Raw genomic sequence first — 24,817 nt, forward strand, 5'->3', positions numbered from 1 at the left:
AGCCCAGGCCCCCGGATGCCGGTCGGCGAGCGGGACGCCGTCCGCCCTGCGCTGTCGGACACCGCGAGCTGCCGGACACCGCGAGCTGCCGGACACCGCGAGCTGCCGAACACGCGAGCTGTCGGACACCGCGTCGGCCATCGACCTTCGCCGCATCTCGACGGGTCGACGGGTCGACGGGTCGTCAGTCCTCGTCGGTGTAGCGCGGGTCGACCTCGGCGGCCGGGATGCCGAGCAGCTCGGCGACCTGCTCCACCACGACCGTCAGCACCAGGGCCTCCAGGTCGGCCCGGTCGGGGGCCCGGTGCTCGATCGGGCGGCGGAAGATCACCAGTCGCGTCGGCTCGGCGCCGGTGCCGCGGATCAGCGACGAGAGCGGCACCCGGCCGGTGCCCCAGTCGTCGGGCAGCTCGGGGGAGTCCTCGACGGCGTACTCGACCACGCCGAGCCGGTCGGCCCAGCGGTCATCGATCTCGGTCACGATGTCGAGCACGATCCGGTCGAACTGCTCGCGCCGGCTGCGCGGCAGCGGCGGCTCCGGCGCGAGCTCGGAGGGGAGCACGGCCGGGCCGCGCATGCCCCGGCCGCGCCGGTCGCGGCTGCGTCGCCGGGCGCCCGGCGAGGAGTCCGGCGAGGAGCCCGTCGAGGGGCCCGTCGCCCAGCCCGAGTTCTCCATGATCCGCGAGCCTAGCGGGCGCGAGGGCGAGGGGAGAGGTACCGTCTGCGACGTGAGTATGGCCCGGCGTTGTTCCCGCACGGCGTGCGCGCGTCCTGCGGCCGCCACGCTGACCTATGTCTACGCGGACCAGACCGCGGTGCTCGGGCCGATCTCGACGTACGCCGAGCCGCACGCCTACGACCTGTGCGCGTTCCACAGCGAGCGACTCTCCGCCCCGCGCGGCTGGGAGGTGGTCCGGCTCGCGCTGGGCAACGCCCAGCCGGGGCCGAGCGAGGACGACCTGCTGGCGCTGGCGGACGCGGTCCGCGAGGCGGCGCGACCGGCGCCCCCGGTGGAGCCGCCGCGGGAGACCGGCCGCGAGGTCGCGCGCCGCGGGCACCTGCGCGTGCTGACCTCGGAGTAGCGTCCGACCGCCGGGCGGAGCGGGCCGGCGCGAGCCGACCGGGCGGTCGCCCCGCACGGCGCCGGGGCGGTGCACTAGGGTCCGGGGCATGCCCTCCCCGACCACCTCATCGGAGAACCTCGCCGCCGTCTTCAAGGCCTACGACGTGCGCGGGACGGTGCCCGACCAGCTCGATGAGAGCCTGGCGTACGCGACCGGGATGGCGTTCGTCGCCGAGCTCGGCGCCTCCGCACTCGTCGTCGGCTACGACATGCGCCCCAGCTCCCCGGGTCTGGCCGGCGCCTTCGCCGACGGAGCCACCGAGGCCGGCGCCGACGTCACCATGATCGGGCTCGCCTCCACGGACCAGCTCTACTTCGCCTCCGGGCACCTGGGGCTGCCGGGCGCGATGTTCACCGCGAGCCACAACCCCGCGCAGTACAACGGCATCAAGATGTGCCGGGAGCTGGCCCAGCCCGTCGGGATGGACTCCGGGCTGGCCGCGATCCGCGACCGGGTGGCCGCGGGCGCCTCGGTGCGCGCCGGCAGCACCGGCTCGATCGGCTCCCACGACGTGCTGCAGGCCTACGCCGCGCACCTGCTCTCCCTGGCTCCGGTCCGCGGCCGCCGGCTCAAGGTGGTCGTGGACGCGGGCAACGGCATGGCCGGACACACCGCGCCCGCCGTCTTCGGGCGCCTGGAGGGCCAGGTGGACCTGGTGCCGATGTACTTCGAGCTCGACGGCACCTTCCCGAACCACGAGGCCAACCCGATCGAGCCGGAGAACCTGGTCGACCTGCAGCGGCGGGTGGTCGCCGAGCGGGCCGACATCGGCCTTGCCTTCGACGGCGACGCCGACCGCTGCTTCATCGTCGACGAGCGTGGCCGCGCGGTCTCCCCGTCCACGCTGACCGCGCTGATCGCCTCCCGCGAGCTGGCCAAGGAGCCGGGCGCCACGGTGATCCACAACCTGATCACCTCCCGCGCCGTGCCCGAGATCGTCGGCGAGCTCGGCGGCGTCCCGGTGCGGACCCGGGTCGGCCACTCCTTCATCAAGGCCACGATGGCCGAGACCGAGGCGATCTTCGGCGGCGAGCACAGCGGCCACTTCTACTTCCGCGACTTCTGGCGCGCCGACTCCGGGATGCTCGCAGCGCTGCACGCGCTCGCCGCGCTCGCCGAGACCGACCGGCCGCTCTCGGAGCTGATGGCGGCCTACGAGCGGTACCCGCTCAGCGGTGAGATCAACTCCACCGTCGCCGACCAGGCCGCGGTGCTCGCGGCTCTCGAGGAGCGGTACGCCGGAGCCGACGGTGTGGTCGTCGACCACCTCGACGGCCTCAGCGTCAGCCATGCCGACTGGGCGTTCAACGTGCGCGCCTCCAACACCGAGCCGCTGCTGCGGCTCAATGCCGAAGGGAAGGACGAAGCCACCATGGCCACGGTCCGTGACGACGTGCTCGAGATCATCCGGAGCGGCAAGTGAGCGCCCCGAACGGCGCCGACGCCGGCATCGCCCCGGAGCTGCTGGCGATCATCGTCTGCCCCGCCTGCCACGGCGAGCTCGCGGTCACGCCGATCGCGGACGACGCGCAGGCGGGGGCGGAGCTGGTCTGCGGCGGCTGCGGCCTGGCCTACCCGGTCCGCGACGGCATCCCCGTGCTGCTGGTCGACGAAGCCCGCAAGCCCGCCTGAGGCTCGGACCCCGGGAGCCACGATGACTTGGTTCGACGAGTCCCGGCTGGACGGCGAGACCGCCCTCGCCTCCGCCGACCTCCGGCTCCGCTACCTGGCCGAGTCCGGGTCGCGCGTCCGGCGCGAGGTCTCCGGCGCGGCCGACGCGATCGCCGAGGCGGTCGCCCGGGCCGCGGACAGCCGCCCCCGGGCGGTGATCGCCGGCGGTCCCGACTCCCGGCTGCTGCGGGCGGTGCTCGAGCCGTTCTGCCCGGTGCCGTTCGTCGCCTGGCCGAACCCCTCCCTGCCCGGTTGGGCGGGCAGCCTCGACCTGGTCGTGGTGCTGGCACCCGACGGGTCGGACGTCGGCGCCGCGTCGGCGGTCGCCGAGGCGGCGCGTCGGGGGTGCCAGGTGGTCGTGGCCTGCCCTCCGGACTCCCGGGTCGCCGAGCACGCCACCGGCCGCTGGACCACCATCCTGCCGACCTCGACCCGCGACCAGCTCGCGACCGCGGTCACGGTGCTCTCGTTCCTGCACCAGGTGGCGCTCGGCCCGGTCGCGACCCCGGACGCCGTCGCCGAGGCGCTGGACGAGGTCGCCATCGCGTGCTCGCCGAACCGCGACATCTCGATCAACCCGGCGAAGATGCTGGCGATCGCCCTGGGCGACGCCGACCCGGTCGTGTGGGGCGGATCGGCGCTGGCGGCCCGGGCGGCACGACGGGTGGCGGAGTCGATCCGTCGTACCTCCGGGCGGGCGGCGCTCGCGGGCGACGCCGAGCACCTGCTGCCGGTGCTCGAGGCGACCCGGCCGCGCAACGTGTTCGCCGACCCCTTCGCCGACCCCGCCGGTGGCGACCGGCGCCCGGCCCTGGTGATCCTCGACGACGGCGCCGACGACCCGGTCGCGCTGGCGCAGCGCCGCTCGCTGGAGCAGGCCGCGGCCGAGCACCAGGTGCGGGTCGAGTACGTCGAGGCCGAGGCCGAGGGCGAGGTGGCGCGCTACGCGTCGCTGCTGCTGCACGGCACCTACGCCGCCGAGTACCTGCGTCTGGGCCTGGTCGAGGGGTGAGCGAGGCCTGCTGCGGCCCCGCCCGCGAGCCTGACCGGCCGGCCGCGGGCCCGGTCCCGATCACCCTCGGCGCCGGGGCGCGCGGGGAGGCCGGGGCCGAGCTGCGCGCCACGCTGGTGCCGATCCCCGCCCAGCGGTTCACGATGGGCACCGACGACCCCCGCGGCTATGCCGACGACGGCGAGGGCCCCGCGCACCCGGTGCAGGTCTCGGCGTTCGCGATCTCGCCGTACGCGGTCACGAACGCCTGGTTCGCCCGGTTCGTCGACGAGACCGGTCACGTCACCACGGCCGAGCGGTTCGGCGACTCGTTCGTCTTCGCCGGCCTGCTGCCCGACGACGCCCCGCCCACCCAGGCGGTCGCCGCGGCGCCGTGGTGGCGGCTCGTCGAGGGGGCGAGCTGGCGGGCGCCGGAGGGCCCGTGGAGCGACCTCGCCGGGCGCGAGGAGCACCCGGTGGTCCACGTCAGCTGGGAGGACGCGACGGCGTTCTGCGCCTGGAGCGGGACCCGGCTGCCCACGGAGGCCGAGTGGGAGGCCGCCGCCCGCGGCGGGCTCGCCGGCGACCACCACTACCCCTGGGGCGACGAGCGCGAGCCCGGTGGCGTGCACCGGATGAACGTCTTCCAGGGCACCTTCCCGGGCCACGACACCGGGGAGGACGGCTTCGTCGGGACCTGTCCGGTCGGCTCGTACCCGGCCAACGGCTACGGCCTCCACGAGGTCACCGGGAACGTGTGGGAGTGGTGCTCGGACTGGTTCGACCCGGGCTGGTACGGCGTCTCGCCGACCACCGACCCGACCGGCCCCGCCGGGCCGACCCCGGCTGGCGCCAAGGTGATGAGGGGCGGCTCCTACCTGTGCCACGACAGCTACTGCTGGCGCTACCGGGTCGACGCGCGCAGCTCCAACACCCCCGACAGCACCACCGGCAACCTGGGCTTCCGCGTCGCCGGCTGAGGTGGTCGGCTGACGCGGCGGGGGAGCGACGCCGGGGATTGGACGCACGGCGGACCGGGTAGGCCACGGTGATGCCTCCTGCACCGACCGACCGCCCGACCCGGGACCCGTGGCTGGACAACGCCAAGATCACGCTGGTGACCTTGGTCGTGGTCGGCCACTCCTGGACCCTGCTGCCGCCGGGCGGGCTGACCGGCCGCCTCTACGACTTCCTCTACGCCTGGCACATGCCGGCGTTCGTGCTGGTCACCGGGTACCTCTCGCGCGGCTTCGACTACCGGCCCGACCGGCTGGTGAGCCTGGTGCGCACGGTGGCCGTGCCGTACCTGATGTTCGAGTGCGCGCTGGCGCTGTTCCGGATCCACGTCGGCGGCGAGCGGCTCGAGGACCTGTTCCGCGACCCGCACTGGCCGCTCTGGTTCCTGCCGGCGCTCTTCTGCTGGCGGCTGCTGACGCCCCTGTTCCGGCCGCTGCCCGGCGGCCTGGCCCTCGCCGTGGCGATCAGCCTCGCGGCGGGGCTGTGGGCCGGCGACACCCTCGACATCGCCCGGGTGCTCGGGTTCCTGCCGTTCTTCGTGCTCGGGCTCAAGGCGACCCCCGAGCGCCTGGCGCTGCTGCGCGGACCGCTGCCGGCGGCGGCCGCGGTGGCCTTCTTCGCCGGTCTGTGGCTGCTCGCGGCCGACCTCGACCGCTGGGCGAGCACCGAGTGGCTGTACTACCGATCGACCTACGGCGAGCTGGAGGTGGGCGACGCCCGTGCGCTGCTCACCCGCGCGGCGCTGCTGGCGGTCGGCACCCTGGGTGCGCTGGCGTTCCTGGCGCTGGTGCCCCGCCGATCCGGCTGGTACAGCCGGATGGGCGGCGCGACCCTGGTCGTCTACCTCTGCCACGGGTTCGTCGTGAAGGGCGCCGAGTACGCCGGCTACCCGGACTGGGTGGGCGCGTCGTCGGTGCCGCCCGCGGTGGGCCTGGCGCTGACCACCGCCGTCGCGGTCGCGGTGGCGCTGACGCTGGCCTCGGACCCCGTCGCGCGGCGCCTGGGCGTGCTCGTGGACCCGTTCGGAGCGGCGCAGCGCAAGGTGCGCGGCGCCGTCGACCTGACCGCTGCCAGCCTCGCGTCGACCCCCGTGCCGACCCCCGTTCCGACCCCCGTTCCGACCGCCGCGCCGACCTCCGCGCCGACCGCCGCGCCGACCACCGCGCCGTCCACCGGGGCGGCCACCGGGGCGGAGGGTCGGCCCGGCGTCGTACGGGGCCGGTAGCCTGCGCCCATGAGTGCGGGTCTGTTCGGGCTGCTGGACGATGTGGCAGCGATCGCCAAGCTGGCGGCGGCGTCGATCGACGACGTGGGCGCGGCCGCCGGCCGGGCCACCGCGAAGGCGGCCGGCGTCGTGGTCGACGACACCGCGGTCACCCCGCAGTACGTCCAGGGCGTCACGGCGGACCGGGAGCTCCCGATCGTCAAGAAGATCGCGGTCGGCTCGATCCGCAACAAGCTGCTGCTGATCCTGCCGGCCGCGCTGGTGCTCAGCCAGTTCCTGCCGGGCGCGCTGCCGATCATCCTGATGGTCGGCGGCACCTACCTCGCCTTCGAGGGGGCCGAGAAGGTCTGGGAGAAGGTCTCGGGCCACGGCCAGCACGACGCCCCGGCCGCGGTCCGCGGGCCGGAGGCGGAGCGCGAGCTGATCGCCGGCGCGGTCCGCACCGACCTGATCCTGTCCGCCGAGATCATGGTGATCGCGCTGAACGAGGTCGCCGACGAGCCGTTCCTCGGCCGGCTGGCGATCCTGGTGGTGGTCGCGGTGGCGATCACCGTCGGCGTCTACGGCGTGGTCGGGCTGATCGTGAAGATGGACGACATCGGGCTGCACCTCGCCGAGCGCAGCTCGCAGTCGGCGCAGCGGGTCGGGCGCTGGCTGGTGGCGGCGATGCCGCGGCTGCTGGCCGCGATCACCGTCATCGGGACCGTCGCGATGCTGTGGGTCGGCGGTCACATCCTGATCGCGAACCTCGCAGAGGCGGGCTGGTGGCACGCGCCCTACGACGCGCTGCACCACCTCGAGGAGGAGGTGCGTCACGCGGTCGACGTACCGGTGCTCGGCCCGGCCCTGGCCTGGCTGACCAACACCGCGGTCTCGACCCTCGTCGGTCTGCTCGTCGGCGCCCTGGTGGTCCTGGTGACGCACCTGGTCCCGCGGCGTGGCGGGCACGGTCACCCGGCGGAGCCGGCAGCAGCCTCCGACGAAGCCACGTCTTGACCCGCTGCGGGCTACCATCGCCCGGCGTGCCGACGCGGTGTCGCACGACGAAGGACGGAGGCTGGACGTGGAGACGACGCAGGAGCGACCCGGCGGCAGGACCGTCCTCACCTACGGCACCTTCGACCTGTTCCACATCGGTCACCTGCGCCTCATCGAGCGGCTGACCGCGATGGGGGACCGGCTGATCGTGGGCGTCTCGAGCGACGAGTTCAACGCCGCCAAGGGCAAGCGCTCGGTGGTCTCCTACGAGGACCGCGCGGCGATCGTCGGCGCCATCCGCGGCGTCGACCTGGTCATCCCCGAGCACGCCTGGGAGCAGAAGGCCGCCGACATCGCCGAGTACGGCGTCGACGTCTTCGTGATGGGCGACGACTGGCGCGGGAAGTTCGACGACCTCGAGGAGCTCTGCGAGGTCGTCTACCTGCCGCGCACCGTCGGCGTCTCCAGCACCGAGATCAAGCAGATGCTGCGTGCGCTCGACCCGGCCCACCTCGACGAGCTCCAGTCCGCCGTCACCAGCCTGACCAACCTGCTGACGCACTACCGCGACCTGACCTGAGCCGACGTGCCCCGAGGCGGCCCGCCCCGAGCCGGCACGCCCGAGCCGCGCGGGCCCGCGATCGGTGCGTTCCGATTCATCGGGTCCGGCCCGCGCTTGTAGGCTGGCCCGGTCATGCGCGGGAGATCCCGGAGGAGCGCAGATGCGCCGCAGGACACAACTCCACGAGTCTCGAGGACGACACATCCATGGACTACAACGTTGCTGACCTGACCCTGGCCGAGTACGGCCGGAAGGAGCTCGCGCTCGCCGAGCACGAGATGCCCGGCCTGATGGCGATGCGGGATCGGTACGCCGCCTCGCAGCCGCTCAAGGGCGCCCGGATCGCGGGCTCGCTGCACATGACGGTGCAGACCGCCGTGCTGATCGAGACGCTGGTTGCGCTCGGCGCCCAGGTCCGCTGGGCCTCCTGCAACATCTTCTCCACCCAGGACCACGCCGCCGCGGCGGTCGTCGTGGGGCCGAACGGCACCCACTCCAACCCGCAGGGCACGCCGGTCTTCGCCTGGAAGGGCGAGACCCTGGCCGAGTACTGGGACCTCGCCGAGCAGGTCTTCGACTTCGACGGCGAGGGGCCCAACATGCTCCTCGACGACGGCGGCGACATCACGCTGCTGGTGCACAAGGGCGTCGAGTTCGAGAAGGCCGGCGCCGTGCCCTCCCCGGACAGCACCGACAACCACGAGTTCAAGGAGGTGCTGCGCGTCCTCGGTCGCTCGCTGGAGAAGGACCCGCAGCGCTGGACCACGATCGCCAACGGCATCAAGGGCGTCTCCGAGGAGACCACCACCGGTGTGCTCCGCCTCTACGAGCGCTTCAAGGAGGGCTCGCTGCTCTTCCCGGCGATCAACGTCAACGACTCGGTCACCAAGTCGAAGTTCGACAACAAGTACGGCTGCCGGCACAGCCTGATCGACGGCATCAACCGCGCCACCGACGTGCTGATCGGCGGCAAGGTCGCCGTCGTCTGCGGCTACGGCGACGTCGGCAAGGGCTGCGCGGAGTCGCTGCGCGGCCAGGGTGCCCGGGTCATCGTCACCGAGATCGACCCGATCTGCGCCCTCCAGGCGGCGATGGACGGCTACGAGGTCAAGCGCCTCGAGTCGGTCGTCGACAAGGCCGACATCTTCGTGACCACGACCGGCAACTTCGACATCATCCGGGCCGAGCACTTCGAGAAGATGAAGCACCAGGCGATCGTCGGCAACATCGGCCACTTCGACAACGAGATCGACATGGCCGGCCTGGCGAAGATCCCGGGCATCGTCAAGGACGAGATCAAGCCCCAGGTCCACCAGTGGATCTTCCCCGACGGGAAGAAGATCCTGGTGCTCTCCGAGGGCCGCCTGCTCAACCTCGGCAACGCCACCGGTCACCCGTCGTTCGTGATGTCCAACTCGTTCACCAACCAGGTGCTGGCGCAGATCGAGCTCTACGCGAACGCCGCCGAGTACGAGGTCGGCGTGCACGTGCTGCCCAAGAAGCTGGACGAGGAGGTGGCCCGCCTCCACCTCGCGTCGCTCGGCGTGGAGCTGACCGAGCTCACCCAGGAGCAGGCCGACTACCTCGGCGTCCCGATCGAGGGCCCGTTCAAGCCCGAGCACTACCGCTACTGAGCTGAATGGGCCGAGCGTGTCGTCGCTGCGCTCGACACGCTGCCGGCCACGCGGTTGACCGCCGCGGGGCGCCAGGTTCGCTGGCGTCTCGCGGCGTCCGCGCGCGGAGAAGGCTCGCTCGCGCCCTCCGGTCGCTCCTTCGTCGCTCCCTCCGGAGCGCTTGCTTCGCGTTCCCCGCGTCGGCGGACGTCAGGCCGGTGGTTGCGGGCGGTGCGTGGGCGCTCCCTGCGGAGCGCTTGCTTCGCGTTCCTCGCGCTGGCCGACCAACAGGTCTGTCGAGGGCCGCTCGGTGATGCTCACCGGGCGGCCCTCGTCCGTTCCGCCGGCAGGCCGCGTGCGTTCGTGATTACGGGGTCGCCGGGGTCCGAATGGCAAGATGGTCGGCATGAGTCAGCCCGCCGCCCCGCCGTACCCCACGAAGGGTCGGGTGCTGGTGGTCGACGACGACGCCCCGCTGGCGGAGATGCTCGGCATCGTGCTGCGCCAGGAGGGCTTCGACTCCCGTGTCTGCTCGCGCGGGGACCAGGCGCTCAGCGAGTTCCGCGACTACCGGCCCGACCTCGTGCTGCTCGACCTGATGCTGCCCGGCCGCGACGGCATCGACGTCTGCAAGGAGATCCGGGCCGAGTCGGGCGTGCCGATCGTGATGCTCACCGCGAAGGGCGACACGATCGACGTCGTGGTCGGGCTCGAGTCCGGCGCCGACGACTACGTCGTGAAGCCGTTCAAGCCCAAGGAGCTGGTCGCCCGGATCCGGGCGCGGGTGCGCCGCACCGACGCCGTGGTCGCCGAGGTGATCAACCTCAAGGACCTGGTGATCGACGTCGCCGGCCACTCCGTCACGCGCGACGGTGCGCCGATCGCGCTCACTCCGCTCGAGTTCGACCTGCTCCTGTGCCTGGCCCGCCGGCCCTGGCAGGTCTTCACCCGCCAGGTGCTGCTCGAGGAGGTCTGGGGCTACCAGCACGCCGCCGACACCCGCCTGGTCAACGTCCACGTGCAGCGGCTGCGCTCCAAGGTCGAGCACGACCCGGAGCACCCCGAGATCGTGCTGACCGTGCGCGGGGTCGGCTACAAGGCCGGGGCGAGCTAGGCGTGACCTCCCAGTCCCCGCTGCGGGTCGCCGCTGGCGGGTCCCGGTAGGGGCGCGGCGATGGCAGTCGACGGCCGGTCCCTGCGGGCCTCCGTCCTCCCGCGGCTACGGCGAGCGCTGACCTTCTGGCGGCGTTCCATCCAGGCCCGCGTGGTGGTCGGCACCCTGGTCCTCTCCTCGGTCGTGGTGAGCGCGGTCGGCTGGCTGCTCCTGCAGCAGACCCGGGACGGCGTGCTGCGCCACCGGGTGGACGTGGTCCTCGGCGAGGTGGACGCGGAGGTGGCCGACGCCCAGCGCCGGCTGGCCGCGGCCAGCGGCACCGAGGTCAACGTGAGCCGCCAGCAGCGCGACCTGATCGATCCCGTCATCGAGCGCGGGGACAGCCGCGGCTACTACGTGGTGCTCAGCGGACCGGCGCGCAGCGACGGGTCGCTCGGAGAGGGCGGCGCGATCTCGTCCGGGGGCCTCGACACCTCCAGCATCCCGCCGAACCTCGAGGCGCACTTCGACGGCATCAACCAGCCGACGGCCTGGACCTTCGGCCGGATCGTGCACAGCGAGGACGGCGTGGAGACCTCCGAGCCGGGTGTGGTCGTCGGCTCGCAGGTCCAGCTCCCCGCCGACGGCGAGACCTACACGGTCTACTTCCTGTTCCCGCTGGACGAGGAGCAGGAGACGCTGGACCTGGTCACCCGCGCGCTGCTGACCGCGGCGGGACTGCTGATCTTCCTCGTCGCCGCGACGGCGTGGCTGGTGACCCGTCAGGTGGTCACGCCGGTGCGGATGGCCCGCAAGACCGCCGAGCGGCTCGCCGCCGGCAGGCTCCAGGAGCGGATGCGCGTCACCGGCGAGGACGACCTCGCGCGGCTGGCGTACTCGTTCAACCAGATGGCCACCAACCTGCAGCGCCAGATCCGCCAGCTCGAGGAGCTCAGCTGGGTGCAGCGGCGCTTCGTCTCCGACGTCTCCCACGAGCTGCGGACCCCGCTGACCACGGTCCGGATGGCGGCCGACGTCCTGCACGAGGCACGCGACGAGTTCGACCCGGTGACCGCCCGGGCCGCCGAGCTGCTCCAGGACGAGCTCGACCGGTTCGAGGGCCTGCTGGTCGACCTGCTCGAGATCAGCCGGTTCGACGCCCGCGTCGCGGTCCTGGAGACGGAGGACGCCAACCTGGTCGACCTCGCGCACCGCGTGGTCGATGCCTGTCGGCCGATGGCGGAGTCGCGTGGCGTGCCCGTGCGGGTGATCGCACCCCAGGGGGCGGTGCGCGCCGAGGTCGACGTCCGGCGGGTCGAGCGGATCCTGCGCAACCTGGTCAACAACGCCATCGACCACGCCGAGCCGAACAACCCGCACCAACCCGTGGAGGTGCGGCTCGCGGGCGACGACCACTCCGCCGCGGTCACGGTCCGCGACCACGGCGTCGGGCTGGCGCCGGGCGAGGCCGCGATGGTGTTCAACCGGTTCTGGCGCTCCGACCCGGCCCGCACCCGGATCAGCGGCGGCACCGGGCTCGGCCTCGCGATCTCGCTGGAGGACGCGCACCTGCACGGCGGATGGCTCCAGGCCTGGGGACGCCCGCACGGCGGCGCCCAGTTCCGGCTCACCGTGCCGCGGTACGCCGGGAACATGCTGAGCCACAGCCCGCTGACGCTCGCACCCGCCGACGCCCTCACCCTCGAGGCCGCGCGGACCGTCGACGTGGAGACCCAGGCGCTCGGCGCCGGCACCCCCACGCTCGCCACCGACGAGGCGGTCAGCGAGCAGTCCGCACGATCCACCGACGAGCACGGAGGCGTGCGGTGACCGCCCCGCGCCGCCCGGCGCCGCGGACCCTGGCCCTCCCCGTCGTACTGCTCGCCGCGCTGGTGCTCTCCGGCTGCGTCGGCCTGCCCGACCGCGGGCCGGTGGTGACCCGCGAGGCGTCGACCAGCGACGGCCGCCGAACGGCCTCCGACATCGCGGCCCGACCGCCGGTGCGGGGCTCCTCGCCGACGGAGATCGTGAGCGGCTTCCTCGATGCGATGACCGCCTGGCCGATCCAGACCTCCGTCGCCAAGGAGTACCTCAGCGACGAGGCCGCCGCGTCCTGGGGCCCGGAGCGGTCGATGATCGTCTACGGCGACTTCCAGCCGCCCCAGGAGACGGCGTCCGCGCTCGAGGTCCAGGTCGAGCTGACCGACGCGGACCGCCTCGACGCCTCGGGTGCGTGGCGAGGCGCGATGTCGCAGCAGGACCGGCTGCTGACCTTCCCGATGACCATCGCCGACGGCGAGTTCCGGATCGCCGAGGCACCCGATGCGCTGATCGTCCCCGTGTCGTGGTTCCAGCAGCGGTTCCGGCAGGTGTCGCTGTACTACTTCGACCCGACGGGGCGCACCCTCGTGCCCGAGCCGGTCTTCGTGCCGGCGGGGGAGCAGCTGGCCACGTCACTGGTCTCCGCGCTCGTCGAAGGCCCCGCGCGCCGCCTCCGTGGCGTCGTCCGCACCTACGTGCCCGAGGACGTCTCGGTCAACCTCTCGGTCCCGGTCTCCGACAGCGGCATCGCCGAGGTGAGCCTGTCGGGGCAGGGGGATCCGGGCTCCCCGGAGCAGACCGAGCTGCTGGTCGCGCAGCTGGCCTGGACCCTGCGCCAGGACCCGGAGATCACCGCGTTCCGGATCCGGATCGGGGACCATGAGGTGCGCCTGGCCGACGGCGAGTCGCTCTACCAGGTCGACTCCGGCTCGGAGTTCGACCCGAACGGCCCGGCCACCTCCGGGCTGCTCTACGGCCTGAGCGCCGGCCGCGTGGTCCGCGGCACCCCGGGCGACCTCGCTCCCGTCGACGGGCCCTTCGGCGAGGACACCGCCGAGCTGCGGTCGGTCGCGGTCGTGCCGCAGGGCGAGCAGGCGGCGGCCGTCACGCCCGACGGTCGGACCGCGCTGGTCGCCGCCATCCGGCCGCTGCCCGACCAGGCCGACGAGGGCGAGGCCGTCGAGCACACCCGGTCCCACGTCGTGCTCGACGGTGCGACCGACCTGGGCCGACCGACCTGGGACTACGTCGGTCGGCTGTGGCTGCTGGACCGTACGAGCAACGGCGCCGTGGTGTGGTGCGTGACCGGTGGCCGCGCCCGCCAGGTCGACGTCCCCGGGGTGACCGGCAGCGACGCGCGCATCCTCCAGGTCTCCCGCGACGGCACCCGGTTGGTCGCGGTCGTCGGATCCGACCGCGGGGACGCCGTCGTCGGCGCCCGGATCGCCATCGGTGCGGGTGGACGGGTGTCGCGTGCGCTCGCCCCGTACACCCTCGATCCGGCGGCCCCCGGACGGCGCGTGCTCGACGTCACGTGGAGCACTCCGACCCGCCTGGGTGTGATCACCCCGGCGCGGCCCAGTGGACTCTTCGAGGTGGACCTGCTCTCCGTCGACGGCGCCGCCATCGGTGTCGACGGGGTCTCCACCATCGTCAGCGGTCGGGTGCTCTCGCTCGCCGGCCCGGGCACCAGCCGCCTCCCGACCTACGCCGTGCTGCGCGAGTCGCTGGTCGACGTACGGACCCGGGAGAGCGTGCAGATCGGCACCGCCGTGAGCCAGTTGCACTACGTCGGCTGACCTGCCCGCCCCACCGTCCCCAGGGCACCGGCGGGCGCCTGCGCCCGGCCGGGGCCGCGTGCTCCGATGGACGCGTGCCCCACCCCCCGACCGGCGAACGAGGCGCGTCGTCCCTGGTCGACGCCTGGCTCGAGCTCGTGCTCGGTTCGGCCTGCGTGGCGTGCGAGCGGCCCGGCCGGGCACTGTGCGAGGGCTGCCTCCGGGCGCTTCCGGACACCGCCCGACCGGCGTGGCCCGAGCCCGCGCCGCCGGGTCTCGCGCCGCCCTGGGCCACCGGGGCGTACGCCGGCCCGCTGCGCGCCATGGTGCTGGCGCACAAGGAGCAGCGGGTCCAGGCACTGACCCGTCCCCTCGGACGCCAGCTCGCCCGGGCCGCCGCGGCGGCGCTGGCCGGCACCGTCGGCGGCGACCCGGCGCTGCTGGTGCCGGTGCCCTCCCGCCGGTCCGCCGTGCGGGCGCGGGGCTTCGACCCCACCGCCGCCCTGACCGCCCACGCCGCTCGGTGGCTGAGCGAGGCAGGACGGCCCACGACCGCTGTGCCGCTGCTCGCGATGCGTCGCGGCGTCGTCGACCAGTCCGGCCTCGACGCCGCCGCACGGACGGCCAACCTGGTCGGCGCGCTGCACTGCCCGACGCGCCGGTTGCGACGCCTCGCCGGCCACGCCGCGCACGTGCTGGTCTGCGACGACGTGCTGACCACCGGCGCCACCGCGCGCGAGGCGCAGCGGGCGCTCGAGGCCTCCGGCGTACCGGTGCTGGGCGTCGCCGTCGTCGCGGCCACGGCCAAGCGCTCGGCGAGCCCCATCCCGCCCGGTCCGTCCCTGAGGATTCGCGAAGTGTGACGCACGGATCCGGTCCAGACCTTTCTTCCGGAGTGCCCACGAACTAACGTCTGTACATGGAGTCCGCTCGGGTCCGTGGTTGCGTCGCAGCGGCGCGCGGATGTCCGCGAGTCGAGCGGCAAGCCGATGCCAGTCGCAGGCGAAACGGTCCACGTAAGTCGAGCCCGGGCTCAGGTCCGGTGGAGATGATCACGGTGCGGCTTAGTCGTAAGTCCTGCCTCGGCCCGGCCACCAGATGTGGCCGCCGCCGGGAGAAGGTCAGTAGTGGCAAGAAGCTGCGGGCGCCTCAGCAGGCGGGTGTGGGGGCGAAAACCAGGTCGGCCGAGCGGACTCCACCTCGCGCGTTCTGTGGAGCGTCCCCTTCGCGGGGGGCGCTCGACGACCGCTTCGCTCTCAAGGTCGCCTTCGCGCCCCCCGCTCGGGGCCGCACGCACAGAACGCCCGAGGTGCTGGGTGGCGGATGTGGCTGTGCGCTCGACGACCGCTTCGCTTTTCAGGTCGCCTTCGCGCCCCCCGCTTGCGGCCACACGCACAGAACGCCAGAAAACGGTCTGACCTCGTGTTCGGCGCTCGACGACGGTTGCGACCTCGTGGCCCCCCTTCGCGTCGCCCTCGCGCGCCCGGTGTCCGGCCGCGCCCACCCGCCCAGTCGTCGCCCGGACGAGATACCGCAGAGCTGACGACGCCCGGGCCGGCGCACGGCCCTTCGAGCTTTCCTCGGCCACGCGCCACTCGGCGTGGGGCAACTGATTGAACCCATCAACCCAACACATGGAGGTCACTGATGGACGTTGTGGTCACCGGACGGCACTGCGAGATCTCGGAGCGGTTCCGCGAGCACTGTGCGGAGAAGCTCGCCCGCCTCGAGAAGCACGACCACCGGATCATCCGGGTCCACGTAGAGGTGGACAGCGAGCCCAACCCGCGCCAGCACGATCGCGCGGTCCACGTCGAGCTCACGGCGTTCTCCAAGGGCCCGGTGATCCGCGCGGAGGCCGCGGCCGACGACAAGATGGGTGCGCTGGACCTCGCGCTCGACAAGATGGCCGGCCAGATGCGGCGCGCCGCCGACCGGCGCCGCGTCCACCGCGGCCGCCGGACCCCGGCGTCGATGGGCCAGGCGCTCTCGCCGGAGCGCGTCGAGGACCTGGTCAACGGCGCCCCGGCCGAGACCGACGGGGTCGAGGAGCGGCAGGTCGGACCGATCACGGTCACCGGCGACGGACCGCTGGTGGTGCGCGAGAAGACCCACTCGGCGAGCGCGATGACGCTCGACCAGGCCCTGTACGAGATGGAGCTCGTCGGCCACGACTTCTACCTGTTCGTGGACAAGGAGAGTGAGCGCCCGTCGGTCGTCTACCGGCGCCGCGGCTACGACTACGGCGTGATCTCGCTCGAGCTCGGCGACACGGCCGGCTGAGGACGGTGCACGGCCTGCCGGAGCGGCGTGCCATGATGCGCGTGTGGTGAACGGCACTCCTCCGGCAGGCGGCGCCCCGACCGAGCGTGGCAACGAGGCGACCAGGGTCCTGGTCGTCGACGACCAGGAGCTCTTCAGACGGGGCCTGACGATGCTGCTCGGGATCGAGCCGGGGATCGAGGTCGTCGGCGAGGCGGACGACGGCGCCCGGGGGGTCGAGCTCGCGATCAGCACGGTCCCCGACGTGGTGCTGCTCGACGTGCGGATGCCGAAGCAGTCCGGCATCGCCTCCTGCCTCCGGATCAAGGAGGCCGTCCCGACCACCAAGATCATCATGCTCACCGTCTCCGACGAGGAGGCCGACCTCTACGAGGCCGTGAAGAGCGGCGCCTCGGGCTACCTGCTCAAGGACTCCTCGATCGAGGAGGTCGCGCAGGGGATCCGGGTGGTGGCCGACGGCCAGTCGCTGATCAGCCCGTCGATGGCGTCCAAGCTGATCAGCGAGTTCAAGAACATGTCCTCGCCCGAGCGGACCCAGGGCCCGGCGCTCAAGCTCACCGAGCGCGAGCTCGAGGTGCTGCGGCTGGTCGCCAAGGGCCTCAGCAACCGCGAGGTCGCCCACCGGCTCGCGATCAGCGAGAACACCGTCAAGAACCACGTCCGCAACATGCTCGAGAAGCTCCAGCTGCACTCGCGGATGGAGGCGGTCATGTACGCCGTGCGGGAGAAGCTCGTCGAGATCGAGTGACGGCGCGTCGGTGGCCCTCCCTAGGGTGAGCCGCGTGCAGTCCCGATCGGTTCAGTCCCTCTCGCTCGCCCAGGCGCGCCGGATCGCGCTGGCCGCGCAGGGCTTCGCCGACCCGGCGCACGCGACGCCCACGATGCGCACCCTGACCCGCACCGTGGAGCGCACCGGGGTCCTCCAGGTCGACAGCGTCAACGTGCTCCAGCGGGCGCACTACATGCCGCTGTACTCCCGGATGGGGCCCTACGACACGGCGCTCCTGCACCGGGCGGCCGAGCGCCGCCCGCGCCGCCTGGTGGAGTACTGGGCGCACGTCCAGGCCTACATGCCGGTGGACCTGTGGCCGGTGATGCGGTTCCGGATGGAGCGCTATCGCGAGCAGAACTTCGGGTGGTGGCGCGACGTGGACCACGGCCTGAAGAAGGAGCTGTTCGCCGAGATCACCGACCGCGGCGCGCTGCCGGCGAGCGCCCTGGACGACGGCAGCCCGCGCAGCCGCGACCACTGGGGCTGGAACTGGTCCGCGGCGCGCAAGGCGCTGGACATCCTCTACCGCACCGGCGACCTCGCGATCGCCGGGCGCACCCGCCAGTTCGAGGTCGTCTACGACCTCCCGGAGCGGGTGATCCCCGCCGCGCACGTCGAGGCGGCGCCGTTGCCGGCCGCCGAGGCCCACGTCGAGCTGGTCCGGCGCGCGGCGCGCAGCCACGGCGTCGCAGGCGTGCGCGATCTCGCCGACTACTACCGGCTGCGCACCGACGAGACCGCCGTCGCCGTGGCGACGCTCGTCGAGGCCGGCGAGCTGGAGCCGGTCGCCGTCGAGGGGTGGACCCGCCCCGGCTACCTGTACGCCGGCGCGCGGGTGCCGCGCCGGATCCCGGCGCGGACGCTGCTCAGCCCGTTCGACCCGGTGGTGTGGGAGCGGGCGCGCGCCGAGGCGCTCTTCGACTTCAGCTACCGGATCGAGATCTACGTTCCCGCCGACAAGCGGGTGCACGGCTACTACGTGCTGCCGTTCCTGCTCGGCGACCGGATCGTGGCGCGCGTCGATCTCAAGGCGGACCGCGCCGCCGGGTTGCTCCTGGTCCAGGGTGCGTACGCCGAGCCGCACGCCCCGGTGGAGACGGCGGCCGAGCTCGCGATCGAGCTCCGCCGTCTCGCCGGATGGCTGGGCCTGGGCGACATCGTGGTCGCGCCCCGCGGCGACCTCGCCCCGGCCCTCAGCGCATCCGCAGCGCCCTGAGCAGCCCTCGAGCACGGTCGGCTCGTACCTCAGCGGCCTGCGACGGGGACGTTGCCGGACCCGCGGACCTGGGTCCCCTCGGGCGGGTCGGTGCAGTGCACGTCGGTCTGGGGGGCGCGGCGGCTGGTGTCGTGGATGTCGCGCTGGTGGCGGGGGGAGTAGACGCAGTTCTTCAGGACCCGCGGCACCAGGACCACGCGCCCGCTGCCGGCGCGGGTCGCGCCCGCCATCGCGTCGGCCTGCATCGGCACCCAGTCCAGCCAGTGGTTCAGGCCCCGCAGGTGGGTCGTGGACAGGGTGGTGATCGGCACCCCGTTGCGCAGCAGGCTGCGGACACGCGGCGACGAGGTGCGCCACAGCTCCTGGAGCCGGGGGAGCAGGTCGGTCGCCTCGAGCACCGCGCTGCGGATCGTCGGGCTCGCGTTGCGGAAGGTGTGCGCCACCAGCGCCAGGTCCCGCGCGACGGCGCGGATGTCGGGCCCGAGCGCGACGGCCGTCCGCAGCGGCACCTCGCCGTTCTCCACGATCCGGGTCAGGGTCGGCTCGAGGTCCTGCAGCAGCGCGAAGGCCGCCTCCACCTGGATCGACAACGACCGCAGGTCGACCGCTCCGCCGCGGAACACCGCGTTGGTCTCCTCGACGATGGTCCGGATGTCCCCGGGGTCCACGTCGCGCAGCAGGACCTGGGCGTGGGCCAGCACCTGGGCCACGGTCAGCGGGGTGGAGGTGTCCTCCAGCGGCACGCTGTCGCCGTCGGCGAGCAGGTCGCCGCCGGCGGTGCGGGGGCGGACGTCGAGGTACTGCTCGCCGACGGCGGAGAGGTTGTGGACCTCGAAGTCGCTGTCGGCGGGCACCTCCACGCCGGGGTCGATGGCCAGCTCGGCCTCCACCGTCGCGCCCGTGCCGCGTCCGGTCAGCGCCACGGCGGTGACCTCGCCGATGCGCTGCCCGCGGTAGGTGACGGTCGAGCCGACGTGGAGTCCGCCGGCCTCGGGCAGGGCGATCGTGACGTGGTAGGGGTGGTGGAACAGCGTGCCGCCGACCACGGTGTCGGCGACGTACACGACGCCGCCGACCATCACCGCGAGGATCAGCGCCTGCGCGAGCCGGGCACGCCGCTTCCACAGCTGCGCGCTGCCGACGGGACGGTCGGTGCCCGCGAGGGCGAGAGCGAGGGCGGTCGGCTGGGTCGTCGTCGTCGCCGCCGGCCGGACGCCGTCGGCGGCGGGGGGCTCGGCGGTCATCGCGCCCCTCCCTGCTGGCCGGGCCGGACCCGCGGGTCGTCGCCGGAGGAGAGCTGGGTGAGCGCGTCGAGGTCGAGCAGGAACGTCAGGTCGAAGTTGACGAAGTCGCCCGGCGTGGCCGCGTCGCTGCCCTTCGCGAACGCGGCCAGCCCGTTGAGCAGGCCGGTGATGTCGTCGCGGCTGCCCACCAGCGAGGTGAGCACCGTACGCAGGTCGGCGAGCGCGCCGACCGCGTCGTCGCGCACCGACGCCGTGAACGGGGTGGCCACCGACCCGAACCGGGTGATCGCCTCCAGCGTGGTCATCATCCGCTCGCGCTGACGATCCAGCACGTCGACCAGGTCGGTCAGCTCGGTCATCGACGCGGTGATCGTGGGCAGGTCCTCGGCCAGCCGGTCGGTGAGCCGGTCCAGGGCGACGGTGAGCCGGTCCAGGGCCGGGAACTGGTCGTTCATGTGGGTCACCGCCGTGTCCAGGCGGGCGAGCAGGCTGTGCACCCGGCCGGCGTTGCCGGTCAGCGCGACGTTGAGCTCCTCGATCACCGTCGCCACGTCGCGGAAGCTGCCGCCGGTGACGATCGTCGACAGCGAGGCGAGCAGGTCGGTCACGTCGGGGGCGGTGCTGGTCGCGGCCGTGGTCAGGGTGTCGCCCTCGCCCAGCAGCCGCCCCTTCCGGCCCGGCAGCAGCTGGACGAACGCCGTGCCCATCGGAGCGGTCAGCCGGATCTCGGCGCGGCTGGACGAGCGCAGCCGGACGGCCTCCGAGAGCGCGAGGTCCACCTCGGCCACGTAGTCGCCCGCGGTGACCTCGCGCACCTCGCCGACCGTCGCGCCGTCCAGCTTGACCGGGGCGTCGACCGGCAGGTTGAGGGCGTCGGCGAACTCGACGGTGATCTGGTACGTCGGCCCGGAGACGAGGTGGGGCAGGGGCACGTCCTGGAGGTCCAGCCCGCAGCCGGAGGCCAGGCCGGCGGTGCCCAGGAGCGCCGCCGCGGCGGCGTACGAGCGAAGGCGGATCACGGGATGCCACCCCCCGGGATGCTGTCGTAGATCCCGTCGAACCACGGGTCGAGCAGGCCCGTCCCGTCGGGCTCGAAGAGCGTCGCGCAGAGCTGGGCGCCGGAGGGGGCGTCCTGGGCGAGCAGCTGGCAGAAGTGGTCGCGGACGACCGCGGAGAAGGGGCCGACGCTGAGCGCGAACTGCACGCGGAGCCGGTCCAGCTTCCAGTCGTAGGCGCGGACGTAGTTCTCGGCCATGGTCGGCATCACGTCCCAGGCCTCGCCGAGGGAGTCCCTGTGCTCGTTGACCAGGGCGACCAGGTCGTCGAGGCCGGCCAGGTCGTGGCCGATCACGTCGCCGTTCTCGGAGAGCAGCCGGTCGGCCTGGCGGGCGAGCCTGTCGAGGGTGGTCAGCGTGGCCGCCATCGCCTCGCGCTGGTCGGCCAGCACCCCGGTCGCGGCCCGGGTGCCGCGGGCGAGCCGGCGGATCTGCTCCTCGCGCGCGGCGAGCAGGTCGATCACCCGGGCCAGGTCGGCGGTGACGGCGGTGAGCTCCTCGCCCTCGCCGTTGACGACCGTCAGCGCGTCCTCGCCGCCGGCGAGCGCCCCGCGCAGCGCGGCGCCGTTGCCGCGCAGGGTGTCGGCGGTGGAGGAGAGCAGCGTGCCGAGGCCGGGTCCGCCCCCCTCGCTGAGGGCCCGGACCAGGCCGTCCAGCGAGGCCGCGACGTCGTCCACGTTGGCGGGGGAGCGGGTGTGGTCCAGCGCGATGTGGCCGCCGTCGGCCAGGGTGGGACCGCCGGTGTAGGCCGGACCCAGCTCGATCGTCCGGTCGGTCACCAGTGCGTCCTGGATGATCTCGGCGCCCGCGTCGGCGGGCACCCGCGTCGCGGGGTCCAGGTGCAGCACGGCGCGCATCGAGGTGCCCCGTCGCTGGACCTCCACCACCTTCCCGACCGGCACCCCGAGGTAGGTGACCCGGTTGCCGACGTACAGGCCGGTGGTGTCGGTGAAGTCCGCGGTCACCACCAGGGCGCCGTCGCGCCCACCGGCGAGCCAGGCGGTCAGCGTGGAGCCCTGGAGGAGGACCACGCCGAGCAGCAGCGCGGCCAGCCCGATCGGCAGTCGACGGTCCCGGAGCGCGCTCATCGGCACCCCTCCCGGTCGACGGCGTCGCAGACGAGGTTGTCGGGGAGGATCGCGTACGGCGCGTTGACGCCCAGCCACGGGCCGTCGCCCGCGGAGTTGGTGAACACCCGGGTCATCGGACCCGCCAGGCGCAGCACCTCGCCGAGGTCCTTGCGGTGCTCGGCGAGCAGGTCGAGCGTCCTCCGGAGGTCGCGCAGCATCGGGGTCAGGTGCGGGGACGTCTGCTCGACCACCTCGGCCAGGCCGCTGACGAAGCGGTGCGCCTCGCGCAGCAGGGTGCGCAGCACCTCGCGCTGCTCGGCGAGCATCGTCATCAGCCGCTCGCCGCTGGTGAGGACCCGGTCCAGGTCGGCGGTCTGGTCGAGGACGAGCGTGGTGACCGTCCGGGTCGAGGTCAGCAGCCGGTCCAGCTGCTCCTGCCGGCGGGTGACCATCCGGGAGACGCCGGTGATGCCGTCGAGGGCGCTGCGCAGCTGCTCCGGCGCCACCGTGAGCTCGGAGCCGAGGGTGCGCAGCGCCTCCTCCAGGGTGCCCAGGTCCAGGTCGTCGATGGTGGGCGTGCTGTCCAGCCAGAACCGGCCCAGGGTGTAGGTGTCGCGGGCGTGCTCGACCGTGATCGTGCCACCGTCGGCCAGCGCGACGCCGGAGCCCGGCTCGAGCGCGAGGAACCGCTGGCCGAGCACCGAGAGGAGCTTCACCTCGACGCCGCTGGCGGCGCTGATCCCGATCTCCCCGGGGTCATGGTCCAGGGTGAAGGCGACGTCGACCTGGTCGCCGTCGACGGTCACCGCGGTCACCGAGCCGACCTGGATCCCGGCCACCCGCACCTCGTCACCGGCGTCGAGCCCGGCGCTCTGGCGCAACCGGGCGTGGTACGTCGGCTCGCCGGTCACCGCGCGCAGGCCGACCAGCAGGAGGCCGGCCGCGACCAGTCCGACCACGATCCGCAGCGGCAGGCCCAGCCCGCGCCACGCGCCGCCGGCCCCGCCCCGCGAGCCGCTGCCGCTCGAACCGCCGCCCCGCGCGCTCATCGGCAGCGCTCCGTGTAGGTGTCGTTGCTGCTCAGCGGGAGCGAGCCGGCGACCCCCTTGAGCCGGATGTCGAGGTTGCAGATGTAGACGTTGAGGTAGCTGCCGTAGCCGAGGCTGCGCAGGTAGACCTCGAGCTGGACCGGCAGGCCCTCGCCCGCGGCCAGCAGCTCGTCCTGGTGGGTCGCGAGGTACTCGGTGACGATGCGGGCCACCTTGGCGTCGTCGATGACGCTGGGCCCGGCCTCGTCGATCACGTCCGCGGTGGTGGCGCTGAGCCGGGCCATCGCCCTCAGGCCGGTGGCGATCCGGTCGCGATCGGCGGCGACGCCCTCGGCCAGCGAGCCCAGCCCGCGCAGCATCCGGCTGATCTCGGCCCGGTGCGACGCCGTGTCGTCCAGCACCAGGCTCAGGTTGTCGACGACCTCGCCGAAGGCGGCGTCGCGGCGGGTCAGCCCGGTGGTCAGCTCCGTCGTCTGGTCCAGCAGGTGCTGCAGCGTCCCGCCCTGCCCCTGCAGCAGCGCGACGATGTTGCTCGCCATCGTGTTGACGTCCTCGGGCTCGAGGAGGTCGAAGATCGGCCGGAACGCGTTCATCATCGCGGTCAGGTCGAGCGCGGGTCGGGTCGAGCGGAGCGGGATCGTGTCGCCGTCCTCGAGGGTGCCACGGGCCACCCGGGCGGACCCTTCGCCGCGGTCCGTCCCGGACGTGCCCCGGTACGCCGCCTGCTGCAGGTCGGTGGCGCCCGCGGGCCGCCCCAGGGCGATGTAGCGCTGACCCATCAGGTTCAGGTAGTCGATCGAGGCGATCGTGTCGGTCCGCAGCCGGGTGTCGGCCGCCACCGTGAAGGTCACCACCGCGCGCCCCGTCTGGGCGCCGGTGCCGAGGCGGGCGTCGGTCACCGTGCCCACGCGGACCCCGGCCAGCCGTACGTCGTCGCCGGCGCGCAGCCCGGTGGCGTCGGAGAAGACGGCGGTGAGCGTGATCGTGTCGCCCGACCGGCCGCGCGAGAGCGTCCCGGCGACCATCGCGGTGAGCACCACCGCGACGACGGTGAAGAGCGCGACGCCGCCGAGCGCACCCGGGTGGCGCCGCAGCGCGGCCAGCTGACGGGCCATCAGCGGCCACCCCCGCAGCTCTTCCCGGCGAGGTCGCCGTAGCGCGGGCAGTCCTCGGCGTCGTACGGGTCGAGGAAGGCCAGCGAGAGCACGCCCTCCATCTGGATCTTCCCGTCCTGGACCGCCGCGGCGCCGTTGGTGAGCACCCGCGGCGCCTTGCTCAGCAGGGCGGCGAAGGCCGGGTGGCGGTCGGCGAAGACGCGGAGGGTGGCGGCCAGTCCGTCCAGGGCACGCGCGGTCTCGGCGCGGTGCTCGGCCAGGAAGGCGGTCAGGCCGTCGACGCCCTCGGTGCCCTCCAGCAACTCGGTGGTGCCGGTGGCCAGCCGCTGGATCCGCTTCTCCTGGCCGACGATGGTCCGGGCCATCGGCAGGGAGTCCTCCAGCGCGCTGACGAAGGCGGGCTCGACGTCGGCGACGGTGTCGCTGGCCTCGGCGGCGAGGTCGAGGCTGCCGAAGACGCGGGGCTCGAGCGCGGCCCAGCGGGCGAGGAAGTCGTCGCCGTCGCGGATCATCCGGCGCAGGTCCCGGCCCCGGCCGTCGAGCGCGGCGGCCAGCTGGGAGAGCGCCTCGTCCCAGGCGCCCGGGTCGATCGAGGCCAGCAGCCGCTGGGTGGTCTCGAAGGTGTCCATCAGCCGCAGGGTGGCGCGGGAGGTGTCGGCGGCCACGATGTCGCCGTCGGTCAGGGGCGCAGCGCCGCCCGACCCGCGGGAGGCGGCGGTGGTCACCACGCCGCCCCGGCCCGCGGGCAGCACCAGGTCGACGTACTCGCCGCCGAAGAGGGTGCCCGGCAGCACGCGGGCCCGGACGGCGGCGGGGATCAGGTCGGCGCTCTCGGCCTGCACGAGCACCTCTGCGCTGGGGCCGTCGGCGCCGTCGACGCCGGGGTCCACGCTGACCACCCGCCCCACGCGCAGGCCCTGGTACTTCACGTCCGAGTTGACCCCCAGGGTGTCGCCGACGGTGGGCAGCAGCACCCGTACCCGGACATCGCCGCTGAGCACGCCCAGCGTCTGCAGGCCGAGGACGAGCGTGAGGGTGCCGAGCAGCAGCCCGCCGGCCAGGCCGATCGCGGCCAGGCGCAGCCGCAGCGCGCGGGGTGAGACCCGGGAGCGCGGGAAGAGGTGCTCGCTCATCGTCCAC

General features: G+C 73.6%; 23 protein-coding genes. 16 read left to right on the forward strand and 7 right to left on the reverse strand.

Annotation, left to right across the window (positions count from 1 at the left end; genetic code table 11):
- Nucleotides 1–184 precede the first annotated feature (184 nt).
- Complete coding sequence (locus tag E8D34_RS06330) at nucleotides 185–676, reverse strand: metallopeptidase family protein (protein WP_240771167.1); 492 nt, start codon at nucleotides 674–676, stop codon at nucleotides 185–187.
- A 58-nt stretch (nucleotides 677–734) separates the two neighbouring features.
- Between E8D34_RS06330 and E8D34_RS06335 the strand changes: the two genes are divergently transcribed.
- The 16 genes from E8D34_RS06335 to E8D34_RS06410 all read left to right on the forward strand — a co-directional run bounded on the left by E8D34_RS06335 (nucleotide 735) and on the right by E8D34_RS06410 (nucleotide 18,144).
- Nucleotides 735–1,082, forward strand: a complete 348-nt coding sequence (locus E8D34_RS06335) for a DUF3499 domain-containing protein (protein ID WP_136594034.1) — start codon at nucleotides 735–737, stop codon at nucleotides 1,080–1,082.
- Nucleotides 1,083–1,170: 88 nt separating this feature from the next.
- The gene (locus E8D34_RS06340; RefSeq protein ID WP_136593776.1) at nucleotides 1,171–2,547 is read left to right on the forward strand and encodes a phosphomannomutase/phosphoglucomutase; all 1,377 of its coding nucleotides are present in this window, start codon (nucleotides 1,171–1,173) and stop codon (nucleotides 2,545–2,547) included.
- Nucleotides 2,544–2,756, forward strand: a complete 213-nt coding sequence (locus E8D34_RS06345) for a Trm112 family protein (protein ID WP_240771168.1) — start codon at nucleotides 2,544–2,546, stop codon at nucleotides 2,754–2,756. The genes E8D34_RS06340 and E8D34_RS06345 overlap by 4 nt, the downstream gene beginning before the upstream one ends.
- A 22-nt stretch (nucleotides 2,757–2,778) precedes the next feature.
- On the forward strand, nucleotides 2,779–3,807 hold the full coding sequence (locus tag E8D34_RS06350) for an SIS domain-containing protein (RefSeq protein ID WP_136593777.1): 1,029 nt from the start codon (nucleotides 2,779–2,781) through the stop codon (nucleotides 3,805–3,807).
- Nucleotides 3,804–4,766 (forward strand): formylglycine-generating enzyme family protein, encoded by a 963-nt coding sequence (locus E8D34_RS06355; RefSeq protein ID WP_206056584.1) that lies wholly within the window; start codon nucleotides 3,804–3,806, stop codon nucleotides 4,764–4,766. The genes E8D34_RS06350 and E8D34_RS06355 overlap by 4 nt, the downstream gene beginning before the upstream one ends.
- A 71-nt stretch (nucleotides 4,767–4,837) precedes the next feature.
- On the forward strand, nucleotides 4,838–6,028 hold the full coding sequence (locus E8D34_RS06360; RefSeq protein WP_136593778.1) for an acyltransferase family protein: 1,191 nt from the start codon (nucleotides 4,838–4,840) through the stop codon (nucleotides 6,026–6,028).
- Nucleotides 6,029–6,037: 9 nt separating this feature from the next.
- Entirely contained in the window at nucleotides 6,038–7,024 is a 987-nt protein-coding gene (locus E8D34_RS06365; RefSeq protein ID WP_136593779.1) for a DUF808 domain-containing protein, read from the forward strand.
- Between the two features lie 67 nt (nucleotides 7,025–7,091).
- Nucleotides 7,092–7,586: an adenylyltransferase/cytidyltransferase family protein gene (locus E8D34_RS06370; protein ID WP_136593780.1), complete on the forward strand. Its 495-nt coding sequence runs from the start codon at nucleotides 7,092–7,094 to the stop codon at nucleotides 7,584–7,586.
- A gap of 188 nt (nucleotides 7,587–7,774) precedes the next feature.
- Complete coding sequence (gene ahcY, locus E8D34_RS06375) at nucleotides 7,775–9,202, forward strand: adenosylhomocysteinase (protein WP_136593781.1); 1,428 nt, start codon at nucleotides 7,775–7,777, stop codon at nucleotides 9,200–9,202.
- A gap of 385 nt (nucleotides 9,203–9,587) precedes the next feature.
- The gene (mtrA, locus tag E8D34_RS06380) at nucleotides 9,588–10,295 is read left to right on the forward strand and encodes an MtrAB system response regulator MtrA (protein WP_136593782.1); all 708 of its coding nucleotides are present in this window, start codon (nucleotides 9,588–9,590) and stop codon (nucleotides 10,293–10,295) included.
- Between the two features lie 60 nt (nucleotides 10,296–10,355).
- Nucleotides 10,356–12,104, forward strand: coding sequence for an MtrAB system histidine kinase MtrB (gene mtrB / locus E8D34_RS06385; RefSeq protein ID WP_136593783.1), 1,749 nt, complete (start codon nucleotides 10,356–10,358; stop codon nucleotides 12,102–12,104).
- Nucleotides 12,101–13,894 carry an LpqB family beta-propeller domain-containing protein gene (locus E8D34_RS06390; RefSeq protein ID WP_136593784.1) on the forward strand — a complete coding sequence of 598 codons (1,794 nt, stop codon included), beginning with the start codon at nucleotides 12,101–12,103 and terminating at the stop codon, nucleotides 13,892–13,894. The genes mtrB and E8D34_RS06390 overlap by 4 nt, the downstream gene beginning before the upstream one ends.
- Before the next feature lie 74 nt (nucleotides 13,895–13,968).
- Nucleotides 13,969–14,736, forward strand: a complete 768-nt coding sequence (locus E8D34_RS06395) for a ComF family protein (protein ID WP_136593785.1) — start codon at nucleotides 13,969–13,971, stop codon at nucleotides 14,734–14,736.
- 784 nt (nucleotides 14,737–15,520) lie between these two features.
- Nucleotides 15,521–16,156 (forward strand): ribosome-associated translation inhibitor RaiA, encoded by a 636-nt coding sequence (raiA, locus tag E8D34_RS06400; RefSeq protein ID WP_136593786.1) that lies wholly within the window; start codon nucleotides 15,521–15,523, stop codon nucleotides 16,154–16,156.
- Nucleotides 16,157–16,202: 46 nt separating this feature from the next.
- Nucleotides 16,203–16,904, forward strand: coding sequence for a response regulator transcription factor (locus E8D34_RS06405; protein WP_240771170.1), 702 nt, complete (start codon nucleotides 16,203–16,205; stop codon nucleotides 16,902–16,904).
- 34 nt (nucleotides 16,905–16,938) lie between these two features.
- On the forward strand, nucleotides 16,939–18,144 hold the full coding sequence (locus E8D34_RS06410; protein ID WP_240771172.1) for a crosslink repair DNA glycosylase YcaQ family protein: 1,206 nt from the start codon (nucleotides 16,939–16,941) through the stop codon (nucleotides 18,142–18,144).
- 29 nt (nucleotides 18,145–18,173) lie between these two features.
- Here the strand turns inward: E8D34_RS06410 and E8D34_RS06415 are convergent, their stop codons facing one another.
- The 6 genes from E8D34_RS06415 to E8D34_RS06440 are packed head-to-tail and all read right to left on the reverse strand — an operon-like array spanning nucleotide 18,174 to nucleotide 24,810.
- The gene (locus E8D34_RS06415) at nucleotides 18,174–19,388 is read right to left on the reverse strand and encodes an MlaD family protein (protein ID WP_136593788.1); all 1,215 of its coding nucleotides are present in this window, start codon (nucleotides 19,386–19,388) and stop codon (nucleotides 18,174–18,176) included.
- Nucleotides 19,385–20,407, reverse strand: a complete 1,023-nt coding sequence (locus E8D34_RS06420) for an MlaD family protein (protein WP_168929354.1) — start codon at nucleotides 20,405–20,407, stop codon at nucleotides 19,385–19,387. Before E8D34_RS06420 ends, E8D34_RS06415 begins: the two co-directional genes overlap by 4 nt.
- Nucleotides 20,404–21,531: an MCE family protein gene (locus E8D34_RS06425; RefSeq protein ID WP_136593790.1), complete on the reverse strand. Its 1,128-nt coding sequence runs from the start codon at nucleotides 21,529–21,531 to the stop codon at nucleotides 20,404–20,406. Before E8D34_RS06425 ends, E8D34_RS06420 begins: the two co-directional genes overlap by 4 nt.
- Nucleotides 21,528–22,562 (reverse strand): MCE family protein, encoded by a 1,035-nt coding sequence (locus E8D34_RS06430; RefSeq protein WP_136593791.1) that lies wholly within the window; start codon nucleotides 22,560–22,562, stop codon nucleotides 21,528–21,530. Before E8D34_RS06430 ends, E8D34_RS06425 begins: the two co-directional genes overlap by 4 nt.
- Nucleotides 22,559–23,677, reverse strand: a complete 1,119-nt coding sequence (locus tag E8D34_RS06435; RefSeq protein WP_136593792.1) for an MlaD family protein — start codon at nucleotides 23,675–23,677, stop codon at nucleotides 22,559–22,561. Before E8D34_RS06435 ends, E8D34_RS06430 begins: the two co-directional genes overlap by 4 nt.
- Entirely contained in the window at nucleotides 23,677–24,810 is a 1,134-nt protein-coding gene (locus tag E8D34_RS06440) for an MCE family protein (protein ID WP_136593793.1), read from the reverse strand. The genes E8D34_RS06435 and E8D34_RS06440 overlap by 1 nt, the downstream gene beginning before the upstream one ends.
- Nucleotides 24,811–24,817 lie beyond the last annotated feature (7 nt).

Origin of the sequence: Nocardioides sp. GY 10113 (genome assembly GCF_004919105.1) — a bacterium.
Classification (GTDB): Bacteria; Actinomycetota; Actinomycetes; order Propionibacteriales; family Nocardioidaceae; genus Nocardioides.